18 protein-coding genes are annotated in these 22,530 nt (G+C 67.4%); 12 read left to right on the top strand and 6 right to left on the bottom strand.

The genetic code is table 11. The features are described from left to right. From LBC97_04990 to LBC97_04970, 5 genes are all read left to right on the top strand, one after another. Positions 1 to 376 (top strand): winged helix-turn-helix transcriptional regulator (locus tag LBC97_04990; protein MDR2565408.1); only part of this gene is annotated, 376 nt, incomplete at its 5' end. An 830-nt stretch (positions 377 to 1,206) separates the two neighbouring features. After that, positions 1,207 to 2,070 carry an Abi family protein gene (locus tag LBC97_04985; protein MDR2565407.1) on the top strand — a complete coding sequence of 288 codons (864 nt, stop codon included), beginning with the start codon at positions 1,207 to 1,209 and terminating at the stop codon, positions 2,068 to 2,070. A 334-nt stretch (positions 2,071 to 2,404) separates the two neighbouring features. Then, complete coding sequence (locus tag LBC97_04980) at positions 2,405 to 3,655, top strand: hypothetical protein (GenBank protein ID MDR2565406.1); 1,251 nt, start codon at positions 2,405 to 2,407, stop codon at positions 3,653 to 3,655. A gap of 572 nt (positions 3,656 to 4,227) precedes the next feature. Beyond that, on the top strand, positions 4,228 to 5,097 hold the full coding sequence (locus LBC97_04975) for a DUF3800 domain-containing protein (protein ID MDR2565405.1): 870 nt from the start codon (positions 4,228 to 4,230) through the stop codon (positions 5,095 to 5,097). Positions 5,098 to 5,493: 396 nt separating this feature from the next. After that, a complete protein-coding gene (locus LBC97_04970) occupies positions 5,494 to 5,943 on the top strand; it encodes a hypothetical protein (GenBank protein MDR2565404.1) in 450 nt (149 codons plus the stop codon). Positions 5,944 to 6,246: 303 nt separating this feature from the next. Here the strand turns inward: LBC97_04970 and LBC97_04965 are convergent, their stop codons facing one another. Both LBC97_04965 and LBC97_04960 read right to left on the bottom strand, forming a co-directional pair. Beyond that, positions 6,247 to 7,920, bottom strand: coding sequence for a hypothetical protein (locus LBC97_04965; GenBank protein ID MDR2565403.1), 1,674 nt, complete (start codon positions 7,918 to 7,920; stop codon positions 6,247 to 6,249). A 172-nt stretch (positions 7,921 to 8,092) separates the two neighbouring features. Continuing rightward, complete coding sequence (locus LBC97_04960; GenBank protein MDR2565402.1) at positions 8,093 to 9,796, bottom strand: glutamine--tRNA ligase/YqeY domain fusion protein; 1,704 nt, start codon at positions 9,794 to 9,796, stop codon at positions 8,093 to 8,095. Between the two features lie 151 nt (positions 9,797 to 9,947). Between LBC97_04960 and LBC97_04955 the strand changes: the two genes are divergently transcribed. The 4 genes from LBC97_04955 to LBC97_04940 all read left to right on the top strand — a co-directional run bounded on the left by LBC97_04955 (position 9,948) and on the right by LBC97_04940 (position 14,825). Then, positions 9,948 to 10,439: a hypothetical protein gene (locus LBC97_04955; protein ID MDR2565401.1), complete on the top strand. Its 492-nt coding sequence runs from the start codon at positions 9,948 to 9,950 to the stop codon at positions 10,437 to 10,439. Between the two features lie 438 nt (positions 10,440 to 10,877). Beyond that, the gene (locus LBC97_04950; GenBank protein ID MDR2565400.1) at positions 10,878 to 11,171 is read left to right on the top strand and encodes a hypothetical protein; all 294 of its coding nucleotides are present in this window, start codon (positions 10,878 to 10,880) and stop codon (positions 11,169 to 11,171) included. Positions 11,172 to 11,325: 154 nt separating this feature from the next. Next, the gene (locus tag LBC97_04945; protein ID MDR2565399.1) at positions 11,326 to 13,086 is read left to right on the top strand and encodes an ABC transporter ATP-binding protein/permease; all 1,761 of its coding nucleotides are present in this window, start codon (positions 11,326 to 11,328) and stop codon (positions 13,084 to 13,086) included. Next, positions 13,083 to 14,825, top strand: a complete 1,743-nt coding sequence (locus LBC97_04940) for an ABC transporter ATP-binding protein/permease (protein MDR2565398.1) — start codon at positions 13,083 to 13,085, stop codon at positions 14,823 to 14,825. The genes LBC97_04945 and LBC97_04940 overlap by 4 nt, the downstream gene beginning before the upstream one ends. 4 nt (positions 14,826 to 14,829) lie before the next feature. Here the strand turns inward: LBC97_04940 and LBC97_04935 are convergent, their stop codons facing one another. The 4 genes from LBC97_04935 to LBC97_04920 all read right to left on the bottom strand — a co-directional run bounded on the left by LBC97_04935 (position 14,830) and on the right by LBC97_04920 (position 19,341). Beyond that, complete coding sequence (locus LBC97_04935; protein MDR2565397.1) at positions 14,830 to 15,201, bottom strand: hypothetical protein; 372 nt, start codon at positions 15,199 to 15,201, stop codon at positions 14,830 to 14,832. A 22-nt stretch (positions 15,202 to 15,223) separates the two neighbouring features. After that, positions 15,224 to 16,153: a LysR family transcriptional regulator gene (locus tag LBC97_04930; GenBank protein MDR2565396.1), complete on the bottom strand. Its 930-nt coding sequence runs from the start codon at positions 16,151 to 16,153 to the stop codon at positions 15,224 to 15,226. A 215-nt stretch (positions 16,154 to 16,368) separates the two neighbouring features. After that, entirely contained in the window at positions 16,369 to 18,036 is a 1,668-nt protein-coding gene (locus LBC97_04925) for an AMP-binding protein (protein MDR2565395.1), read from the bottom strand. Between the two features lie 75 nt (positions 18,037 to 18,111). Then, positions 18,112 to 19,341: a CoA transferase gene (locus LBC97_04920; GenBank protein ID MDR2565394.1), complete on the bottom strand. Its 1,230-nt coding sequence runs from the start codon at positions 19,339 to 19,341 to the stop codon at positions 18,112 to 18,114. Between the two features lie 288 nt (positions 19,342 to 19,629). Between LBC97_04920 and LBC97_04915 the strand changes: the two genes are divergently transcribed. From LBC97_04915 to LBC97_04905, 3 genes are read left to right on the top strand one after another with little or no spacing between them, the layout of a single operon-like run. After that, on the top strand, positions 19,630 to 20,784 hold the full coding sequence (locus LBC97_04915) for an acyl-CoA dehydrogenase family protein (protein ID MDR2565393.1): 1,155 nt from the start codon (positions 19,630 to 19,632) through the stop codon (positions 20,782 to 20,784). Between the two features lie 22 nt (positions 20,785 to 20,806). After that, positions 20,807 to 21,559 (top strand): electron transfer flavoprotein subunit beta/FixA family protein, encoded by a 753-nt coding sequence (locus tag LBC97_04910; GenBank protein ID MDR2565392.1) that lies wholly within the window; start codon positions 20,807 to 20,809, stop codon positions 21,557 to 21,559. Between the two features lie 15 nt (positions 21,560 to 21,574). After that, positions 21,575 to 22,510: an electron transfer flavoprotein subunit alpha/FixB family protein gene (locus LBC97_04905; GenBank protein ID MDR2565391.1), complete on the top strand. Its 936-nt coding sequence runs from the start codon at positions 21,575 to 21,577 to the stop codon at positions 22,508 to 22,510. The last annotated feature ends 20 nt before the right edge of the window (positions 22,511 to 22,530 follow it).

Raw genomic sequence — 22,530 nt, 5'->3', positions numbered from 1 at the left:
GGCGTGGGGACGAGGCATCGAGAAGATCGAGACCGCCAGCCGTGAGGCGCGCAAGCCGATCCCGGTCTTCAGGTCCAGGCCTGGCGAAGTGAACGTCACCTTCCCGTTCCCCGCCACTTCTACGACATCACCGACAGGCCCTGTCGTAGATGTCGTAGAAAGTGTCGTGGACGCTGGGGAGGCCCAGGCAAGGGCGGTGCTGTCGGCGCTGGCGGACAACCCGAGCATCACCCAGAAGGAGCTTGCCCGCCTGGTGGGCGTCACTGAACGCACGATCTCACGGGAGATCAGGAAGCTGCGCGAAACCGGCGTCATCCGTCGAGTCGGTTCCGACAGGCAAGGACAGTGGATCATCGTGGAGGGCGGTGAAGAATGAGCCCCGACGATTCGATTGATCGTCAGCCTCGTGACCGGTCTGCCAACTGTTGTTCGCAAATCAAGTGACGCTTGGTTTGTGTGCTTACGAGCGACCCGCCCATGAGACAATCCTCGGCGATGTTCACAGAATGGATGATGCGCCCGAGGGCTGGGTCACCGACTCTTCCCCCGGGCTCACCCTCACCCAACAACTGCACGCACTCGGCAACGGCGTCGTCCCGCAACAGGCCGTCGCAGCGCTCCGAGCGCTGATTGTGGCTGGACCCAAGGGGCCCCCGCCCAGGGCCCTTTCCTGCGAGCGTGGCGGCACCCCAGCGACGCCAAGCATCGCCAATTCACGTGACGACCAACAGCCGTTGGTTCTCGCATAGACGCCGAAGCTGACCGCGTTCACAGCAATCTGTCCCGTCTTGGTCCCGTGCCAGGTTCGGAAAGGACCAACCCGAGGCAACGCCACCCAACGGCGAAACCGCAGATGAACGCAAGTTTCCAACGCGAGCCAAAGCACGCCATCGTCCTCCAAGCCAAGCGCTCAAGGCGGTAGCGCCGGTTCGAATTGTCGGTTGCCACTGGGAAATCCCTGCGGGCGGCCAGGAGAAGTCGTGGTGGGGGGTCTCCTTCTCGACTGCACATGTGTTCCAGGCGGGCGGTCTGTTCCGTCACAGGTTGGCCTGACGGCGGATCCCGGGACGTGGATGTTCCGCATGGCATTGGCGGCGTCCGTCCGTCCGTCTTGCCTTGCGCTGATCGGGGACTTACAGTGATTGCACTAAGATCGGCCCTCTACCAGCAACGGCAAGGCCGGTTGTCTCATGTCTGGGGCCGCCCGTGAGCACCTACTCCAAGCCTCACCTGACCTACCAACAGCAGTTGGCGCTGATCAAGTCCAGGGGCACGGCGTGCCCCGACGACGCCGGAGCGATCCGGCTCCTGGAGGCCATCGGCTACTACAACTTGACAGGGTACCTCTACCCGTATCGACGCCCCGCGCCCTCTAGTAAGGGCAGGCTTGACGTCTTCCGGCCCGGCACCGACCTGCGCGACGTGGAGACACTCATCGAGTATGACCGCCAGTTGCGCAACTGCCTTCTCGATGGGGCTCGGCTGATCGAGGTGGCCGCTCGAGCCAGGGTCGCCTACGTCCTGGGTCAACGCGACCTGTTCGCCCACGTCGCCATGAAATGCCTGGGCAAGATGGCCTGTGGTCGCCGTTTCGCCCGAGGAAAGAGGACCGACACGGCCTTCAACTGGTGGCTGGCCAAGTACAACAGTCTCCAGGAGCGGGCGCAGAAGGAGCCGTTCGTCGGCCACAACCTGACCAAGTACGGCCAGCCTCTGGCCATTTGGATCGCGTGCGAGTTATTCGACTTCGGCGCGGTCACGGACATCTATGAACTGATGCCGTATTCGGATCGCAAGGCCTGGGCTGCAGGGCTTTCAGCGGAACGCACCATGCGGACCTGGTTGCGGAGCATGAACCACGTCCGCAACGCCTGTGCCCACAACAAACGCTTGTGGAACCGGGTGCTAACCGTGAAGCCTGCCCTGCAAGCCAGGGACCTGCCCGCCGACTGGCAGGACAAGGCATACCCCGGCGAGGCCGAGCTGGCCGCCTACCCAGCCGCAAACGACCTCGACGGCCTGCGCATCGACCTGCCTGGTCTCAGCGCCCGCGATGTGCCGGGCCGTTAGCGCGGATTTCCGCGCTAATCAACAAAGCGCTCATTGAGATTTCGCTGGATGCCCCTGGCCGCCGCGATTGCGGCAGTAGGTTGCGGCTGGACCCTCCTGGCGGGGCGGTGCCGTGGTGGGAGAATTCGGTCGTGAGATTTGATCCTTTCGCCGCTGCGTTCTCGGTCGGTCGGGCCGCCTGGACATGAGTGCTTGGGAGAGCGGGGCAGACACCTCGGTGCTGAGGACGTTTCGCCATGATCTTCGGCGGGGGTTGGGGTCGGCCCTGTTGACCCTGCGGTCAAGCCCTGATCCGCAGAGATATGCGGAGGCGGTGCGCTGGGCGTGTCTCCATGTGACAACGTACGACCCGCAGTGTGAGGGCAGTCGGGGCTGGTATCTGCATGAGGCTGCCGTGCTGACGGGGTGGGCGGAGTCTATCGAGGCGGATGTGGTCGACCGGTTCGCGGCGTGCGCGCCGGACGGGTGGCGGTTCGACCATCTGGCGGACATTCTGGTTCAGTTCGCGTTGGATGGGTCGGGGTCTTCTCGTCAAGCGCTGTGGGCCGGTTACTCCCGGCTGATGTCGCGGTATGCACGGGTGGTCCGCCGTGATAGCTGGTGGCGATCGGTCTCCACGCTTGAGAGTTTGGCCCTCGACTTGGTGCGTGTGGGCGGTTGGGATGCCGCGCGGAAGGCGGTGTCCGATTTTGGGGAAGGTCTGGCGGCGTGGCGAAGCCAGGCCGAGCATGCACGATGGCTGTATTTTCCCGACTGGTTCGACTCGGCCATCCGGGAACAGTTCGGCGACGCGAAGGTCAACGCCTATCTGGAAGACCATTCCTCACCTGGTCTGCGCGCGTACGGCGACACTGCGGCGACGGCACGCACGAAGCCGTGGCGGACCGGAGCCCACAGCCAGCAGCCGACTATCGAGGAGCTGGCCGCCTTGGTCGACCAGGCCAGGCGCGGGGACATCAACCCGCGGCGCCTCAGGTCAGTGGGAATGCAAATCGTCCGGCATCGAAGCCCGACGTACACCGAGGAGGTAGCGCGTCTCGGGCTGGCGGAGTCTGATCCGACTATCAAAGCCGAGGTTCTGTGGGCGTTCCGCGCCTGGTCCTTCCCCTTGCCGGACGATGATCTCGCGTCCTTGGTCGACACCGCCAACGACGAGTTGCGGCAGGTCGTCCGGTCGATCCTGGGCCAACGGCCGGCAGGCTGGAAGCGCAGGCACGCACTCGATCTGCTGAAGGACCGGGAGCATGTGGACGAAGCCCTGGAATTGCTCCAAGCCAGCTATTTGCCGGAGGATGAGTCGGCTGTCGGGGCGGCTATTCGGCGTGCGTCACTTCGTCGCGATGCCGGGCATGCCGCTTACGACCGCGTCATTGATCTACTCAAACCCGATGACAGGCCGGTGACCACCGGGGTGTTGGAATACGTCTATCGGCAGACGCCGTGCTCCATCTGCCGGGCGAACGCAGTCAACTTGATGCGGGACAAGCACGCTCTGTCGGACGGGATAGTCGAGGAATGCCTTTTGGACGCCTATGATGCCATCCGCGACGTCGCGGCCCAGATCATGACCGGACGCTCAGGCTGACGCTGAGTTCCAGGAGAACACCTGGCAACAGCAGCCCGATGGCGTCGCGCCCGACCCGGCAAGGACTCTGCCTGGCGTGTGCCGCCTCCCCAGCATTGGGCCTGTTCGTTCGAGCGGGTGACGGAGAGGCGCTTTACATGGAGACAGCGCTGTTCTTCACGGCGGTGGACGTACGTCGGGCGAATAGGACTTCGGGCTGCTGCCGATCAAAGATGACGATCTGGCGCCGCCCGACCGGACAACCGCTCCGCCACACCCCGCGCTACCAACCACCCGGAAAACCGCTACCAACAACCCAGACACGCGCTACCAGGAGCGGCTATCCGCCAGGGGGTCTCCTTCTCGATTGCCCGGACATGTGTTCCAGGCGGGCGGTCTGTTCCGTCACAGGTTGGCCTGACGACGGATCCCGGGACGTGGATGTTATGCATGGCATTGGCGGCGGTTGTCGGCTTGGGACCTTTTCCTTTAGGGTGGTTGTGGCGTTCAGTGAACGCTTTAGCCGCACGTGGTGCGGTGAGTCCTGTGGCCGCCTGCGGGCGGCCACAGTTGCGTTTGCGGGAAGGTGAGCGGTGCGCCTGTGCTACGTCGATGAAGCAGGGAACGCGGGCGTGTACGCGCCGGTGGATCCCGCGTCTACGCCTGTCTTCGTGGTGGCCGGCGTCAGTGTGGACGCCGCCGTGGTGCCTGACTTGACGATGGCGTACCTACGCCTGAAGGCCAGATTCGAGCCGTCGTTGGGCCGCCGGGAGTTGTCGGAGGCGATTAGCCACGAGGTCAAGGGAGCGTCGTTGCGGCGCGACATCCGTGAAGAGGGTTCGCGGGACACGAGGCGGCGCGCGATTGGGTTCCTGGACAAGACGGTGCGTCTGCTGGAGTCGCGCGGCGCGCGGCTGTTTGGGCGGGTCCTCGTCAAGCGGCCCGGCGAGGTCTACAGCGCCGCGTCAACATACCCGAGCGCTGTCGCGGTGATGGCGGAGACGTTCGCGCGGCAACTCGCCGATCTGGGAGCTAGGGGTTTGATGGTGTTGGACTCGCAGACCAAGGTGAAGAACGAGGGCAATGTCCACACGATCACGACGCGCCGATTCCGCCGAGGCGGCGGAGTGTTCCCGGAATTGATCGAGTCGCCGGTGTTCGGTCACTCGGACACTCACCCGGCGCTGCAGATCGCGGACGTTGTCGCGTCGGGATTGGCGTACCCGGCGGCGTGCGCCGCCTATTCGGTCTTGGACGGGTCGACGCCGCATCTGTCGCCGTCCTACGATCTGGTGCGGCGCATGCTCGGGAATCGGCTCGCCGCCCTGGAATACGTTTACGTCAACGACACGGGCTCCAGGCGCGGTGGGTTCCACGTCATTGACCGCGTGGAGGGTCGCCCCGGCCGACTCTTGCTCGGCACTTCCGCAGGTAGGTCCAAGTCCAGTGATGCGCCAGACTAACCACGTTGGGGGGCGGGCCACCGCTGACAGAGCGCCGACTTGCTGGTCTCCGACACGCCGGCGCGGGTTCTTCAGACGGCACCTACTCACCTATGTAGAGACTTGTGCAGATGACGCACTCGCTGGTAGCGGTGGCCCTGGAGCCCCTGTCTGCACCGGACGACGTGCACTGGTGGCACCAAAGAAGCAGAGCGACGGGGATCCGATCAGGCGTGCTCTGCTGTAGATGCAGACCATCATGTGCCACGTCAGCGGTGTCAGGACCATGCCCTGCGGCGATTCCGGCCGTGCGAGCCGGCAGGTTCGGGCACGGCGGGCGGCTGAAGGAGAGGCGGTCACACGCGACACGTCTTCATTTCTGCGGTGCGGCCCCACCCCGCGCGGTCGCCGGGGACAGTGAAAGAATTCACTGTCAGTTTTCACCGGAGGGTTTACGTGAACACGGATGCGACCAAGGGCAAGCTGTACTTCGCGCTGGGCTCTGCGGCTTTGCTTTGTCTTGGATTGGCCCTCTACCTGGTCCTCTCCGCGCGATACGTGGCCGGTGCGATCGCAATGGGAGCGGCGTTGGGCGACTTGTGCGCGCTTCTGCTTGTCTGGCGAAGGCAGGGGCCTCCCGGCCGGGAGGGCGACGGGCGCCCAAACAGGCGCGGGTGGATCTGGATGGGCTCGCTTGAGGTTGCGTGCGTGGTCCTCGGCGCAGCAGTTTGGGCTGCGACCGGTGATTGGTATTGGACTTGCTGGGGGCTCGGCAGCATGGCGGTGAGCCTGTGCGGCGGGATCTGGCGGACGCGGAATCAGCCCCGTGGCACTCTGCGCGAGTTTCTCGTCAGCATGTGGGACTAGCGAAGGCCCCTGCGTCCAAGGCCGGTCGCGTCCGGCCCGCGACGGTGGCGAGCGCGTGAAGCTCGGGGTTCAGAATCAACTCCATGCCACAGTGCGGCACGGGTTCGACCGCCGTGGCCTCTACTCGCCCGATCTTGCCCTTCCGGCAGAGGCGGTCCACGATGGCCGCGGTCAGCATGCCCGAGCCTGCTCCCGGGTCAAGAACCTGCAAACAGTCCGCCTTCGGCAGCCTCGGCGGCCAGGCAGTCAGTTGCGCGGCAAGTTCCGGGGTGAAGTACCGTCCTCGGGCGGCCTGAGGCCCCGTCAGCGCAGCGACGACTTGGCCAGGGCGGCTTCCAACTCCCGGCGGAACGCGCCGTGCTTGGGGAACCGCTCGTGGAATCCCGCCACATAGGCGAGCGGTTTCGGATCGCCCCCGCCGCCGGTGGCCGCCACCGCTTCGGCGTAGGCCACCACCAGCGTCGCGGCCCGGGCGTAGGCGCCCCGGTGTTGGTTTTGGACGATGCCGTCCACCCGGCCCGCGACCTCCGCCCGGCACCAGCCCCTGTAGGTGGCCAAGTCGGCGGGCGGCACGGCCGTGTCCACCTCCTCCGCGGCCCGCATGAACTGGTCGGCGACCTCCGCGCCGCGGGGTTCCGCCACCGCCCGGACGAGGCCCCGAGCCACCGCTCCCCACTCGCGGCCTTCGAACAGCAAAGCCAGGATCAGCGGAAAGGCTGCGCCCTTGTCGCTCCCCGACCAGCCCAACGCGGCCTTGTCGCTGCTGACCGCGCGCCACAGCACCTGGAATTCCCCCGCCAGGAAAAGCACCGCCATCGCGTCATCCCCGCGCGGCGGAGCGCCTTTCAGCGCGGCAACGCCCCGCGCCACGGCCGCTGCCGAACCCACCCGGCGCAACCTCAGAAAGCGCGGCAGGTCGAGGCCCGCCGCGAACCCGGCCTCGGCCGCCGCGGCGGCCTGGTCCGCCAGGCCGGCCTCCTCGGCCGCTTGAAACATGAGGTCGGCTATCAGGGCGCGTTCGGCCCGCCGGGCGCTCGGAACCGCGGTCAGCGCCGCCGCCGCCGCGTCAACGGCGGCCTCCAACTCGCCTGCGGCCGAAAGCTCCCCGACCAGCCGCGAATACAGAACGGGATGCCTTTGGCCGTGGCGAGACGCCGCCTCGCGCAGAGCGCCGCGCCCGCGCAAGCTGACCGCGTCGGCCAGCAGTTGGTCAAGCTCGGTCGCGTCAAAGGCGAACGGGTTGGGAGGCACGGACTGGCCCAGTTCCGCCATGATCCTCCGGGCCAGTTCCCCCAAGAACCGGTCGGCCGCCTCAGGCTCCGCCCCGGCGGCTTCCAAGGCTTTTTTCAGCGGCAGCCGCCAGTGGAAGCGCCGCCCAACCTCAAGCACGCGGGCCAACCGCTCGTCGCCTTCCAACGCGTGGAACGCGGCCGCGACCCAAGGCGCCAAGACCCGATCCCGGCCCAAGCCCAGGCGCCCCTCTTCCAGCAGGCTGACGAAGTCGGCGCCGTCATAGTCGCACGGCACGTCGATGTCCGCCAGCAAGTCGATCACGGCCAAGCCCAGCGCGTGGTGGCCGTCGTCGATCCCGTCAACGGCCTCTTGGAGCAGCGCCTTGATTTCGGGGCAGAGGCCGTCCTGGTCGACCAGGAATCCCTCGTCATCCCAGTAGTCGCCGTACTCGCCGTAGCCGTACTCCTCGTAGCCGTACTCGAAGCCGTATTCCCCCGCCTCCACCCGTCCGACCAGCGCCGCCGCCCGCTCCAGCAGAGTTCCCAAGTCGGGCCGCTTTCCGCCCGCCGGGGCCCCGCCGTCCGCCGCCCCCTCCTGCGACAGGCCGCCGATGCCGTCCGCGACCGCCGCCCGCCCCTCCGCCCCCAACCGCCGGGCCACCGCCCGCAGGGTGGCGCGGCGATCCGCCTCGCCAGCCGCGACAAGGTAACGCTCCAGCGCGTCGACGAATTCCTTGACCTCCATGGCTGTCCTCCTGGATTGCCTTGCCCGGGGTGCGCGGCCCGCCGTCAGAGCAGGCGGGACGCCTGCGAACAGACCGGCACCACAATAGTGCGGCCGTTCTCAAGCTCCGGCAAACGACGGCGACGCGCTGGACCGAGGCGACGGCATCGTGACCGGGGGTCTTGCCGCGGCGCTAGGCGGGCGGGGTTTGGCGGGCCTGGAGCTTGGCCCACTCATCTCTCAGCCCGACTGTGCGGTGGAAGACCATCGGCTCATGGGGGTCCGGCGCGAAGTAGCCCAGGCGCTCAAACTGGACGGCTGCGCCGGGGCGGTCGCTCTTCAGGGCGGGCTCGACCTTGCAACCGGTCAGCGTCTCGCGGGAGTCCGGGTCTATGTCGTCAAAGGGGTCGCCGGTGGCCTGGCCCGGCACCTCGGCGGCGAACAGATGGTTGTACAAGTTGACGGTGGCGTCTTCGGCGTGGGGGGCCGAAACCCAATGCAGGGTGGACTTGACCTTGCGGCCGTCCGGCGCCTGGCCGGACCGGGTCGCCGGGTCGTAGACCGCGTGGACCTCCACCACGCGGCCATCCTGGTCCTTGACTATTTGGTCGGTGGCGCGCACCAGGTAGGCGCCGCGCAGGCGCACCTCGCGGCCCGGCGTGAGCCGGTAGTACTTGGGCGGCGCCTCCTCGCGGAAATCGTCTTGCTCTATGTAAAGCGAGCCGGAGAACGGGACGCGGCGCACGCCATCGTCGGCGTTTTCGGGGTTGTTGGCCACCTCGACCCAATCGACCACGGGCGTGCCATCGGGATTGGCCGGCCAATTGTCGATCACCAGACGCAACGGCCTGAGCACGGCCATGCGGCGCAGCGCCACGCGGTTGAGCTCCACCCGGACGTGGTGCTCCAGTTCCTCGATGGCGTGGCGCGAGTTGGTTTTCGACACCCCGATCGACGCGCAGAAGTTCCTGATGGCGGCCGCCGGGTAGCCGCGCCGGCGCAGGCCCCGCAAGGTGGGCATGCGCGGGTCGTCCCAACCGTCGACCCGGCCCTCCGCCACCAACTGGGCCAGGCGCCGTTTGGACGTCAGGGTGTGGGTCAGCTCCAGGCGGGCGAACTCGTATTGGACCGGTTGCTCAAAAGGCAGTTCGAGGTGGTCCAGGTACCAGTCGTAAAGGGGCCGGTGGTCCTCGAACTCCAGCGTGCACATCGAATGGGTCACGCCTTCGAGGGCGTCGGACTGCCCGTGGGCCCAGTCGTACATGGGGTAGATAACCCACTGGTCCTTGGTGCGGAAATGGTGGCCGCGCCGGATGCGGTACATGACCGGGTCGCGCAGTTGCATGTTGTCGGCCTGCATGTCGATCTTGGCGCGCAGAACCATGGCGCCATCGGCGAACTCGCCGGCCTTCATGCGCCGGAACAGGTCGAGCGATTCGGCCGCGGGCCGGTCGCGGTAAGGGCTGGCCACGCCGGGGCGCCCGAAACCGCCCCGCTGGGCGGAGATCGTCTCGCCATCCTGCTGGTCCACATAGGCCAGGCCGGCGGAGATCAGGCCCTCGGCCCACAGGTAAAGCTGGTCAAAGTAGTCGGAGGCGTGGAAGACGTTCGCCGGGGTGAAGCCCAGCCACGCGACGTCGTCCAAGATCGCCTGGACGTACTCGTCGTCTTCAGTGTCCGGGTTCGTGTCGTCGAAACGCACGTTGCAAATACCGCCGAACCGTTCGGCTATGCCGAAGTCCGCGCTGATCGCCTTGGCGTGGCCAATGTGGAGGTAGCCGTTCGGCTCCGGTGGGAAGCGGGTCTGGACACGGCCGGAAAAGGTGCCCTTGGCGTTGTCCGCCAGGACGGCATCGGCGATGAAGTCTCCTGCGCCACCGGCGCTTCCAATGGTCATCGGCCCAAAGTACCACGTGCCGGTTCGCCGATCGGTGGGGAAACCGGGCCGGTACTGGTTCTCAACGCCAGGTCGGTCGGCGTTCTCAGCGGTGCCGCGGTTTCTGGGATGATCTACCCACACGTCAAGGCCGAGCGGAGGGGAGTCGCCCGTGAACAAGCTCAGTTGGCTTTCAGCCGACTTCGCGGTGGGCGGCCTTGATTGGGGCGTTGACGGGCGCCCGCTGGGGGAGTGGCTGGCGCGTTGGGTCAAAGAGCCCGTCTTGCGGCTTGGCCGGGGAGGTTTGCTACCCACCCACGCGGCTGAGGATTTCTTGCTGCTCGCGGGCCAGGGCGACCGCATCGCCGAGTTGTATCCCGAGGATCCCGGCTACCCGTTGCGCCTGCCATCCGGCCGGGTTCCGCTGTACCGGTGCTCACAGTGCGGCGACCTCAACTGCGGCGCCTTCGCGGTCCGGGTCACCTTTGACGCCGACACGGTCACCTGGAGCGATTTCACCTCGTTTGACACGGAGTACGAGCCCCAGTTGGAGCCGGACCCGGATTTCGAGAGGGTGCCCCAGGCGCGGTTCGACCGCGCCGATTACCTGAGTGTTGTGCGGCAGATCCGCACCTTTGACACTCCGGGTCTGCGCAGGCGCTGACATGGGCGGCCCAGACGGCGGATTGGGCCGTCTGGTGGGATGGCAAGATCAGCTTCGCCGAGGGCGACAACCCCCCCAAGCCAAGGGATCGCCGCGCCTGCCCGCTGGAAGCGACGTCGAAGTCCCGGAAGCCAACCTCGTTTCCGGCGACACGGTCTTGGCGGCGGTTGACAAGCTTTCCGGGAACTGACCAAGGAACTGGGCACAACCCCGGGCGACGCGATTCGCATTTTCGTGGCCGCCTTCAACGCGCGGCGGTGGCGCGCTCAAAGCTTGGCGACCGGATCGGCCGACTTGGAAGCTGCGACCTGGACGGCGTCGTCGCCGGGATAGCGGCATTGCTGGAGATCACTGGCTGCGCCTCCACGCCACGCCAATTGTCCGCTGGCCACCCTTGAGGCGTGACGCTCGACGACCTGCGGCCGGGATACTGGGACTATGGGAACGTTTTCGATCCAGTACCGGTTGCGGCGGACCATTGTGCAGGACGCCTTCGTCAACGTCCGGCTGACGAATGCCGTCATGTCTGGGCCGGGCGACCGGCCGATCGACCCCGCGGCGTTTGACCAGGCCGCGCTGGCCTACGCCAGCGAAGAGGGCGTTGAGTGGCGAATCGAGGCGGTCACCGTGGAGCCCCACCCGAGCCAGGTGCCCCTGCCCGAGGGGCGTACCCGGTACGAGCCGGCGGGCGACATCGACTGGTGGGAGGGCGAACTCGGCGGGATGGGTTGAGCCGACCGGGGAAGCCGGGGAATCGCGCGGACCCGGAGAGGGAGCCCGGTCATCTGCGCAGAATGGCCAGCAAAATAGGGTAGCCTTACCTAACCCGCACTACGGTCTTCGGTGTCCCGACGAGCCGAGGGCCCCTCAGGGAAACGGAGCCCCCATGCCTTCCAAACCCCGCGCCGACTTCTTTGCGCCGGTCAAAGGCGCCCTGGCGGCGATCATCTCTTTGAGCGTCCTCGGCTCGGCGAGCAGCGTTGTCCCCTACGTGGCGATTGTCGAATTGGCGCGCACCTTGTTGCCGAGCCTCGGCGGCCAGGCGGTGGACCGGGACCACGCTTGGCTGGTCGTCTGGGTGGCGGTCGGCGCCCTGATTGTCTCTTTCGCCTGCACCTTCGGGTCTGGCTTTGTCAGCCACCTGGCGGACGCGGAGCTCCAATTGTCGCTTCGGCGGCGGATCATCGCGCACCTGCAACGGCTTCCGCTGGGTTGGTTCGACGCGCGCCACTCGGGGGCGGTGCGGAAGCTGGTGGAAAGCGACGTGTCCGCGCTCCACCAACTGATCGCGCATTCGATCAACGACCTGATCTCCGCGACGGTGGTTCCCATCCTGATCCTGGCGTACCTGTTCTGGACGCAATGGATTCTCGGCCTGGCGACCCTGATTCCGCTGGTGGTGGTCCTCTTCCTGTTCGCGGCGATGATGGGCGGGGGCACCGAGAAGTTCAAGCTTTACGACCAGGCGTCCGAACGCCTTGGCGGCGCCACCGTGGAGTACGTCCACGGCATCGCGGTGGTGAAGCGCTTCGGGCAGGTGGGCCGGTCGCACCAGCGGTTCCGGGCGGAGGCGAGGCGGTACGTGGATTTCAACGCCGACTGGACCAAAGACACGCTGGGCAAAATGGCGACGGTTGAGGCGTTGTGCTCCCCGGCGGTCGTCATCGTCTACCTATTGGCTGTGGGCGTGGCGCTGGTCCATCAGGGCTGGGCCGACCCGATCGAGATCCTGCCGGCGGTGCTGCTCGGCTCCGGCGTCACCGGCCCCATCATGAGTTTGGGCGCCAGCGCGTCCTTCCTGCGCAACGCCGCGAACGCGCAGAAGACGCTGGCCGAGTTCCTGGCCATTCCGGAGATCGGGTATGCCGACGCGCCCCAAGCGCCGGAAGGGCACGCGGTGGCCCTCGACAATGTGGGGTTCAGCTACGACGGCGAACACGCGGTGCTCCACGAGATTTGCGAGACATGCTCGCCGGGCACGGTCACGGCGCTGGTGGGTGCTTCGGGTTCGGGGAAGTCCACGCTGGCCCGGTTGGTGCCGCGCTTCTACGACGTGGCGGCCGGCGCGGTGTCGATCGGCGGGGCCGACGTGCGCCAGGTCGCCGCTGACCAGATATACCGGCAGGTCGGCTTCGTTTTCCAGGACGTGCAGTTGCTCCGCGCCTCTCTGCGCGACAACATCCGGCTGGCCCGGCCTAAAGCCAGCGACGCCGATGTCGCCGCTGCCGCCCGCGCCGCCCAGATCCACGACCGCATCACGCGTTTCGAACGGGGTTACGATGCCGTCGTAGGAGTTGACGCCAACTTGTCCGGCGGCGAGGCGCAGAGAGTCACCATAGCCCGCGCGCTGCTGGCCGACACGCCCATCCTGGTCTTGGACGAGGCGACGGCCTTCGCCGACCCGGATTCCGAAGCCGCCATCCAGGACGCCCTGAGCGTCCTGGCGGCCGGGCGGACGGTGCTGGTGATAGCGCACCGCCTGCACACCATTGTGGGGGTGGACCAGATCCTGGTGCTGGACGAGGGTCGGGTGGTCGAACGGGGCACTCACGCGGACCTGGTCCGCTCCGGGGGGCGCTACGCCCGGATGTGGGCGGACTACCAGGCGCGGCACGCGCGCTCGACTCCGGAAGGGGCAGTCAAATGATCCGCCGCATCCTGACTTACTGCGACGACCACACCCGCAGGGCCCTGATTCGCTCGCTGACGCTGGTGATTGTCTCCGCCGTCCTGCAGGGCGTGGTGTTCCTGCTGCTGGTTCCGCTGCTGAGGGCGCTGTTCGAACCCGACATGGCCGGGGCCACCCGGTGGCTGGGAGTCCTCGCGGGGGCGACAGCGGCGTATCTGGTGGTTTTCTACGTGGCGAGCTACGCCAGCCAACTCGCGGCGATGGACGCGCTGGACGCGGTCATATCGTGGCTGGGAGACCGCCTTGTGGAACTGCCGGTCAACTGGTTCACCCAGGACCGCTCGGGCCAGATCAGCCACATCGCCACCCAGGGGGCCATGTTCGTCTGCTCCGCCCCCTACTCGGTCCTCAGGCGCATCTTGGGCGGCCTGATCACGCCGGCCACCGTGCTGGTCGGGATGTATTTCTTCGACTGGCGCCTGGCGTTGGCCATGACGGGCGCGGCGCCCGTCCTGTGGCTCGCCTACGTCGCCATCAAGAAGGCCATGGCCAAGGCGGACGCCGTCCACGCGCAGGCGACCGCCGAAGCCTCCAACCGGGCCATTGAGTTCGCGCGGATGCAGCCCGCGCTGCGCACGGCGGGCCCCGGCTCGGCGGGGGACAGGCTGGTGCAGGAGGCGTTGTCGGCCCAACATCACGCCTATCGGGGCCTGTTGCTCACCGGCGGGGCGGGGATAGCCCTCTTCGGCGGGTTCGTCCAGCTCGCCCTGACCGCGATCATCGTGTTGGGCGCGTACTTGGCCCTCGGCGGGTCGGTCGACGCGGCGACGCTGGTGGCGCTCCTGGTCCTGGGCGTGCGGTTCGTGGAGCCGATCTCAACTTCGGGGGCCCTGAGCGGGGGGATCGCGGTCGCCAACACCACCCTGGACCAGTTGGACGATCTCCGCGCGGTCAAGGACCTGCCCGAACCGGCCGCCGGGGCCGAACCGGCGGATTGGGGCGTGGCCTTCTCGAAGGTCACCTTCGGATACGGCGGCGAGCCGGTGCTCCGGGACCTCAGCTTCAGGGTCCCGGCGAACACCATGACCGCGATCGTGGGCCCCTCAGGCTCCGGGAAGACGACCATCACACGCCTGATCGCCCGCTTCTACGACCCGGAGGGCGGGGAGGTGTCGATAGGCGGAAAGCCGCTGCCGGAACTGGGCACCAAGGTCGTGGAAGCGGCCGTGGCGCCCGTCTTCCAGGACGTGTACCTGTTCGACGACACCATCCTGGGCAACGTCTGGCTGGGAAACCCGGACCTGGACCGGGATCAGGTGATCGCGGCCGCCAAGTTGGCCCGCGTGGATGAGATCGCCGAGCGGCTGCCCGGCGGCTGGGAGGCCCGCGTCGGGGAGGGCGGCTCAAACCTGTCCGGCGGCGAACGCCAGCGGGTGTCGATCGCCCGCGCCCTGCTCAAGGACGCCCCAATCGTGCTGCTTGACGAGGCGACCGCCGCGCTGGACATCGGCAACGAGATCGCCATAGGCGAGGTGATCGACGCGATCCGCGCGAGGCGAACCCTGATCGTGGTGGCCCACCGGATGCAAACGATCATGACGGCGGACCAGATCATCATGCTTGACGGCGAAGGCGGCATCCGGGAGTCCGGCACTCACCAGGAGTTGCTCGCGGCGGGCGGCGCCTACGCCAGCTACTGGCGGGACCGCGTGGCCGCTGCGGGCTGGAAACTGGCCGATTCGCCGCGGGCCGCCTGAGCGGTCAGAAGTCGCGGGTTTGGTCGAACCAGGCCAAGGCGGTCGCCCGGTCCACGGGCGCCCGGCTGAGCTCGGCCAAGAGCGACACCGCGGTCGCGGCGTCTTCGCGTTCGGAGGTCTCAAGGCTCCCGAGCCGGTTCAGGGCGTCGGTGAAGCCGATGATGGCTTCTCGCGCCGCGTCTGCGCCTGCGGATTTGGCGACAGCGGTCGATGCCGTTTTGAAGGCCTTCGTCGCGGCGGCGCCTTGGCGTTTGGGCCAGGCACCGAAGGGCAGGCCGTGTTCCTCCACGAACCACCGCCTGCCGCGCAGTTGGCTGCCGACAAGGTGCGCGGTGGCGTCGGCGCCCGCGGGCAGCGCCCTGATCTGCTTGCGCAAGACGGCACCGCTGGCGCCGGGGTCAGCGAGCCGCCGACAGGTCGGCGGGGAGGCCATCCGCCCAGGGCTGGAGTTCCCGGAAGTGCCGCCGCACCAGGTCCAGGAACAGCCGTTGGGTCTTGGACTTGAAGGCGCTGGTGGACCAGGAGACCGACACGTGCACCCTCTGGTAGCCGGTCAGGTCGGCCCTGGGCGGGTAGAGGTCGGGGGAGCGGTTGACCAGGGAACGCGGGGCGAAGGCGAAACCGGAGCCGGTCCGGACGAAGTGGGCGATCGCCGCCGTGTCCGGGGACTCGATCGCGATTTGGGGGCGCACGTTCGCCTCCGCGAAGGCCCGGTCCATTGTGTCCCGCATTCCGAAGCCGGCGGGAGAGGTGTAATACTCCATCCCGTCGAGTTCTCTCACGTCCACCGATTCTCTCCCGCAGAACACGTGCTTGGGGGAGAAAACAATGGCGACTGCCTCAAGCAGGACGTGTTCCGTGGCAATTCCGGGCAGCCGATCGTCGGGGTTGCCGGGTCCCCAGACGGCGAAGTCGGCGCGGCCCTTGAGCAAGTATTCGAGTAGCTTGCCGCGTTTCGCCACGGTCAAAGTGAGGTGCGCGTCCGGGTCGGCCTTGTGGAGGGCGGCCACAATCTCCGGCATGTAGAGGCCAACGTTGGTGACAACGCTGACGCGGTGCGACCCGGCCTCGGCCGCGTCAAGCATTTCGCGTTTGGCGTTGTCTAAATCTTGAAGGATATGGCGGGTGCGGTTGTAGAAGACCCGCCCGTGTTCGGTCAGGCGAATCCGCCGGCCAACGTGCTCGAATAGATTGACCGTGAGCTCGCGCTCGAGCTCGCGTATCGTCTTTGACACGAACGGCTGTGACGTGGACAATTCGTCGGCCGCTTCTGTTATATGCTCGAGTTCCGCTGCTTTCGCAAAGAACACCAAATGTCTCAATTCCATATCCGCCTCTTTCTTTCAACGCGCCGCCGGATCCTCGACGCAACTCCCACATTTCATCTGTTTTCGCCACAGTTGGCACCGTCTTTGGTTGCGCCAGTTTACTGACCGGGCCTCCCGCGCCGCCGGGACGTTCGGCGCGCGGGAAATGCCCGCAGGCCGGGGAAGCGCCTGCGGGGAGGCCCAGGGCGGGGCTGGACCACACGGCATCGGCGGCGTCAAAGCGGCCGGTCGGAGACGGGGGAGGACTCCGCAATCCCGGAAGACGCCACGGCGGCCGCGGCGACGCGCGCCAACCGGTCCCGCGCCACCTTCCCGGCGGCGTTGAGCGGGAAGGCCGGCAGCGTGAGGACGTGTTTGGGGACCTTGAAACGGGCCAGACGGCGGGCCACATGGTCCCGCACGGCGCCCGGGTCGAGTCTGGAGCCGTCGGTGGTGATGAGGCAGCAGGCGATCTCCTCGCCGCGCAGGCGGTCCGGCACGCCCACGCACTGGCAGTCGCGGACGCGGGGCAACTCTAGGAGGACCTCTTCGATCTCGGTTGGGGAGATGTTCTCGCCGGCGCGGATGATGATGTCTTTGACGCGGCCGGCGAACTTGTACGACCCGTCGGGGCTGCGTTTCGCCAGGTCGCCGGTGTGGAGCCAACCATCCGGGTCGATCACCGCGGCTGTCGCCTCCGGCGCGTCGAGGTAGCGGCTCATCACTCCCGGCCCCCGGACCAGCAGTTCCCCGACCACGCCCGGAGGCGCGGCCCGGCCTGTGGCGCGGTCCAGGATCCTGGCCTCCAACCCGGGGATGGGGAAGCCGGTGGTCCGCAGCCGGTGGTGGGCGGGGGCGTCGACGGGGGAGATGAGGCAGAGCGCGGAGGCTTCGGACAGCCCGTAGCCAACGGTCAACTGGTCCATGTCCAGTTCAGCCGCGATCGCCTGGGTCATCCCCGGCGGGCAGCACGCCCCGCCGATCCCGCCCTTGCGCAGAGCGGACAAGTCGCGCCGGCCCCGCCCGTCGGCGTCCACCAGCGCCAGGTACATGGTCGGCACGCCCATGAACGCGGTGCACCTTTCCCGCTCGAGCACGTCGAGCGTCTCCCTGGCGCGGAAATGCTCCAGGTAGACCGTGGCGCTCCCCCGGATCAGGCCGCCGAGCAGCGTCAAGACGTTGCCGTAGCAGTGGAACAGGGGCAGCGGCACGCAGGTCACGTCCGTTGGGCTGAGCCGCATGACCTGGCCAAACGCCGCCGCCGCGCTCAGGACCGACCGGTGGGTCAACACCGCGCCTTTGGGTCTGGCGGTGGTGCCGGAGGTGTATTGCACCACGTAGTCGTGCTCCGGGCGGACCTCGGCTTTGGCGGCGGCCAGCGACGCGGCGCCCACCCGGTCCGCGCCCGCCAAGAAGGCCTCCCAGCCCGCCGGGGCGTCTGCCGCCTGGCCGTCCAACCAGACCACCCCCTTGCACGATGCCGTCTGGCCGCCACCAACCCGGCCGCCGGTCAGCCCGTCCACAGCGAGGGGGTCCCCGCCCAGCGCGTCCTCAGCCAACCGGGATTGGGCGAACAGGCAATCGATTTGCGACCGCGTGATCACGTCGTCGAGTTCAAAGCGCCGGTAAGAGGTGTTGATCGGCACGAAGACAACCCCAATCTTGGCCGCCGCTAGCGCCGTGACCAGCCAACGGGAGGTGTTGACGCTCCACAAGCCGATTCGGGAGCCACGCCGCAGGCCCAAGGCCAACAGCGCCCTGGCGGCCTGGTCGGTCCTCGCGTCCAACTCCGCGAAGCCCAGACGCAGGTCTTCCGCGGGGAAGACGAACGCGGTCCGGGCGCCATGCGCGGCCGCCGACATGCCGATTTGAAGGGACACCGTCGCCCCGATCACCTGACCCATGAACTCCCGCCACCCTTGACGGAGACCGAGCCGGAGCCGCCCGACTGGCAGTCACGGCCCCGGCCCGGCCTCCTCCTAGCTTCGGTCTACCCGGATTACCCCAGCGTTTTCGAGCTGCCCCAGCTCTGCCTCCGAATAGCCCAGTGAAGCTAGGAGCTGGGCGGTATGTTCGCCCAGCAGCGGCGCGGGCGTGATCTTTTCGATCCGCGGATGCGCCGCATGCTCACACGGCAAATTGGCTATGACCAGGTCGGTGCCGTCTTGGGTGACCACGTGCCGGAAGTAGTCGTTTTCCCAGGCCTGTTGGTTGTGGACCACCTGGTCGGTCTCATAGAGGAACTCGAAGATGCAGCCGGCCGGCGCCAGCTTCTCGGTGATCTCCTGCGAGGTCACTTGCGCTATGTGCGCCTCGAAGAACTTGGCCTTTTCGCGTCTGGTGGCGGGGTCCAGGTAGCCCTTTTGGGTGGTCCACGCCGGGTCGTCCGCCAGTTCGGGCGTGCCGAACAGGTCGAAGTAGGCGTGGCAGCGAGTGTCCCAGTTCTCCTCCGAGGTGATGAACCACTTTCCGTCTTTGGTCTTGTAGAAGTTGTCCAGCGGCATGGGCGGCTCGTAGAAGTCCTTGGGGAACGTCTGGCCGGCCTGGTAGCGCATGATCCCGCCGATGTTGGTCCACAGTCCTGTTCCCAGCAGCGAGGACCGGATCAGGTCGCCTTGGCCTGTCCGCTCCCGGTGGTAGAGGGCCGCCATGATCGATGCCGTCAGGTGCGCCGCCGCCACCGAGTCGCCAAAGCCGTAGAAGGGTTTGAAGGCCCGCCCGTCCGCCGCCGTCCACTCCTGGATGGGCCCGGCGGGGCTCCAGAAGGACGTCGCGTCGTAACCGCCGCGGTCTTTCTCCGGTCCCTTGCGGCCAAAGCCGCTGACGGACGCGATAATCATCGAGGGGAATTCCTCGCGGAGGGCGTCAAGGCCCAGTCCCAAGCGCTCAAGCGCCGCTTCGCGGTTATTGGTCAGGAAAATGTCCGCAGTCGCGAGCAGCTTCCGGAAGGCCTCCATGCCGGCTTCCGCCTTCAGGTTCAGGCTGACGCTCAACTTGTTCACGTTGTAGGGCGTGAAAATGTAGTCGTGCTTCGGCGCGTTGGGCATCCCGAAAAGCATTCCGGCCTTGCCCCGGTAGATTTCGCCTTGCAGCGTTTCGACTTTGATCACCTCGGCGCCCATGTCGGCCAACGCTCTGCCAGCGTAGGGGACTGCCACCAGGGTGGCCAACTCTACGACGCGCAGCCCTTTGAGGATTCCGTCAGCCATGATTGTTCGCCTTCCTTCGGTTCGTCGTTGATCTTCGGGTAACGAATGAGACTAACGGTCGGGCGGCGGCCGGTCCAATGCCAGATTTTGTATGAGTTCATTCCTGAGAAAGATGTTTGCGGCGGCCTGGGAGTCGCGCGTCATTCATCGCCGCAGGATATGAATCCATAGTGTACGGGGATTGGACAAGGGCAGCCCCGTCTCACTAGGTTCGCAAGAGGCGGCTTAGCCGGGACGCGCACAGGGGCGCGTGCAACTGAGATTGGTCGCATTCGAACAGGAGAAATCGTGGATTTCAATTTGAGCAAAGAACAACTGCTGATCCAGCAAACGGCCAGGGAGTTCACCGACAAATTCCTCGCGCCTCTGGTCGACCAGATCGAGGAGGAGCACTCAATCCCCATGGAGGTGTTCCAAAAGGCCGGCGAGCACGGGCTGCTCGGCATCCCGTTCCCGGAAGAGGTGGGTGGCGCGGGTGGCGGCTATGACGGCTACGTGCTCGCGGTGGAGCAGATCGGCCGCGTGTCCAGTTCCCTGGCCATGGCGATCGCGGCCCACACGTTGGGATTGGCCTGTTTCGACGTGTTCGGCACGCAGGCCCAACGCCAGGCGGCGCTGCCCTCGGGCTGCTCGGGCGAGTTGATCGCCTCCTTCGCGTTCACCGAGCCGACCACCGGCAGCGACCCGAAACAGATCACCGCCACGGCCCGCCGCGACGGCGACTGGTACATCCTGAACGGCACCAAGCGGTTCATCACGAACGCCGCCTACCCCGGCTACCTGGGCGTGGTGGTCAAAGAGTCCGAGACGGGCCAGTTGGCCACGTTCATGGTGGACAAGCGCTCGGCCGGCTATTCGACGTCGAAGCCGTGGCGGAAGCTCGCCATGCACGGCGGGCAACTGCTGGACCTGTATTTCGAGGACTACCGGGTGCCGGCCGCCAACCTGATGGGCCAGATCGGCGACGGCTACAAGCAGCTCCTGGCCGGGATCGGCTTCGGCAAACTGGGCATGGCCGCGTACAGCCTTGGGCTGGCCCAGGGGGCGTATGACGACGCGCTGGCGTACTGCATGTCGAAGCTGCACCGGGGGACCCCCATTTTGGCGAAGTTCCAGGCGCTGCAGCTGATGCTGGCGGACATTTACGAGAAGCTCACGGCTATCCGCCTGATGCTCTACAAGACCGCGACGGACGCGAACTGGGCGGCCAAGAAGAACCCCGCCGTCTTCGCCCGCGAGTGCGCCGCCACCAAGGATTTCGTCACCGGCACCGCCCGCGAGATCGTCAACACGGCGCTGGACATGCACGGGTGCTACGGCCTGATGGAGGACTACCCGATCGCCCGGCGGTACCGCGAGGCGGTCATGTTCCCGCAGATCGAAGGGCCGGCGCACATCCAAAAGGTGATCGTGGCCAACTCGATCATCGCGGCCTATCAGTGAAAGACCGGGAAGGGGAAACGCGATGAACATCCTGGTGGCGATGAAGCAGACGCCGGACCTGCGCCAGCTTCGCTTGCGCGAGCGGCGGCCGGTACTGGAGGGGGCGCCCAAGACCTTCGGCGACTTGGACAAGAACGCCCTCGAGGCCGCGGTGGCCCTGAAGGCCGAGGGGGACAAGGTGACCGTCCTCGGCGTGGGCGACGCCGAACTTGAGGACACCGTCAAGGAGGCGTTGGCGGCTGGCGCCGACGAGGCGGTCTTGGTGCTGGTCGGAGAGGGGACGCCGGTCGGCGCGCCGGACTCCCGTGTGACGGCGGCGCTGCTCGCGGCGGCGGTCAAGACGGTCGAGGCGCCGGCGCTGCTGATCATGGGCGAGGGCAGCGGCGACGGCTACAGCGGCCAGGTGGTCGGCCGCGTGGCCGAACTGCTGGGTTGGCCGCAAGTGGGTTTCGCGCGCGAACTCCGCCTGGAGCAGGGGGAGGTCGTGGCCGTGCGCAGCCTGGAAGACGTGTTGGAGACGGTCGCAGTCCCCCTGCCCGCGGTGGTCTCCGTCTCGGCGGAGATCAACGAGCCCCGCATCCCGGCCGTCACGGCCATCCTGCGGGCGGGCCGCAAACCGAAACGATCGCTGAACGCCGCCGAACTGGTCGTGGAACCGCCCCCGCCCGGCACGCGGACTTTGAGCGCGCTGGCGCCCGAGGTTCGGCGCCGCGGCGAGCGGCTGGGCGGCGTGGCCGACCTGGCGGCGGTGCTGGCAGACGAAAACCTGATTTGAGAAGGAGCGATCAACATGCCTGGAATCTTGGTGTACAGCGCCAACGCCGGCCTGGCCCGCGAACTGCTGACGGCGGCCGCCGGGGTGGCGGCGGCCGGTCCCGGCCAGTCAGCCCCTGTCTACGCCCTGACTTTGGGGGAGGGCTGCCAGCCGGACGAACTGGGGGGAGCGCGGGTTCGCGCGGCGACGGCCCCGGTCTCAATCGGCGACGTCGCCGCCGTGGCGGGAGCGGTGGCGGCGGCGGCTCGGAAGCTGGACTGCGGCATCGTGCTCCTGGGCGGCGACCGGCGGGGCAAAGAACTAGCCGGCCGGGTCGGGGAAAAGCTGGGCGCGGGCGTGGTGAGCGGCGTCACCGGTTTTGAGCCGGGGGAGGACGGAACGGTCGCGCGGCGCGACGCCCTGGGCGGCGCCGTGGTGGAGCGGTGCGTGGTGGCCACGCCGACGGCGGTCTTCGCCGTGGCGCCCAGGTGCTTCGCGGAGGCCCCGGCCGCGGGCGAACCGCAGGTGGAGCCGATCGACCTGCCGGCTTCCAGTTCGAACGTGCGGGTGGTCGGCCGGGAGGCGAAACCGGCGGGCGGAGTCGACGTGGCGGCCGCGAACGTCCTGGTGGCGGTCGGCTGCGGGTTCGCCGAGCGGGAGGCGGCGCTCGGGGCGGAGGCGTTGGCGACCCGGCTGGGCGGCGCCGTGGGCTGCTCCAAGCCGCTCGCGACGGACCGGGGCTGGCTGGGGGAAGACCGGGTGATTGGCATCTCGGGGAAGTCCTGCGCGCCGCAGCTGGCCCTCCTGTTGGGTGTCTCGGGGCAGGTCCAGTTCTGGGCGGGCGTCAGGGACGCCAAGACGATCATCGCCGTGAACACGGACGAAGGGGCGCCGGCCATGGCCATGGCGGACTATTCGCTGGTGGGCGACGTGCGCGAAGTGCTGCCGGGACTGCTGGCCGCGATCGGGTGAACGCGGCTCGCCCAGTCGCG

The sequence above is a fragment of the Bifidobacteriaceae bacterium genome, assembly GCA_031281585.1.
Lineage (GTDB): Bacteria > Actinomycetota > Actinomycetes > Actinomycetales > WQXJ01 > JAIRTF01.
Note: the sequence above shows the minus strand (reverse complement) of the source record. Positions and strands in the feature narration are given on the sequence as shown.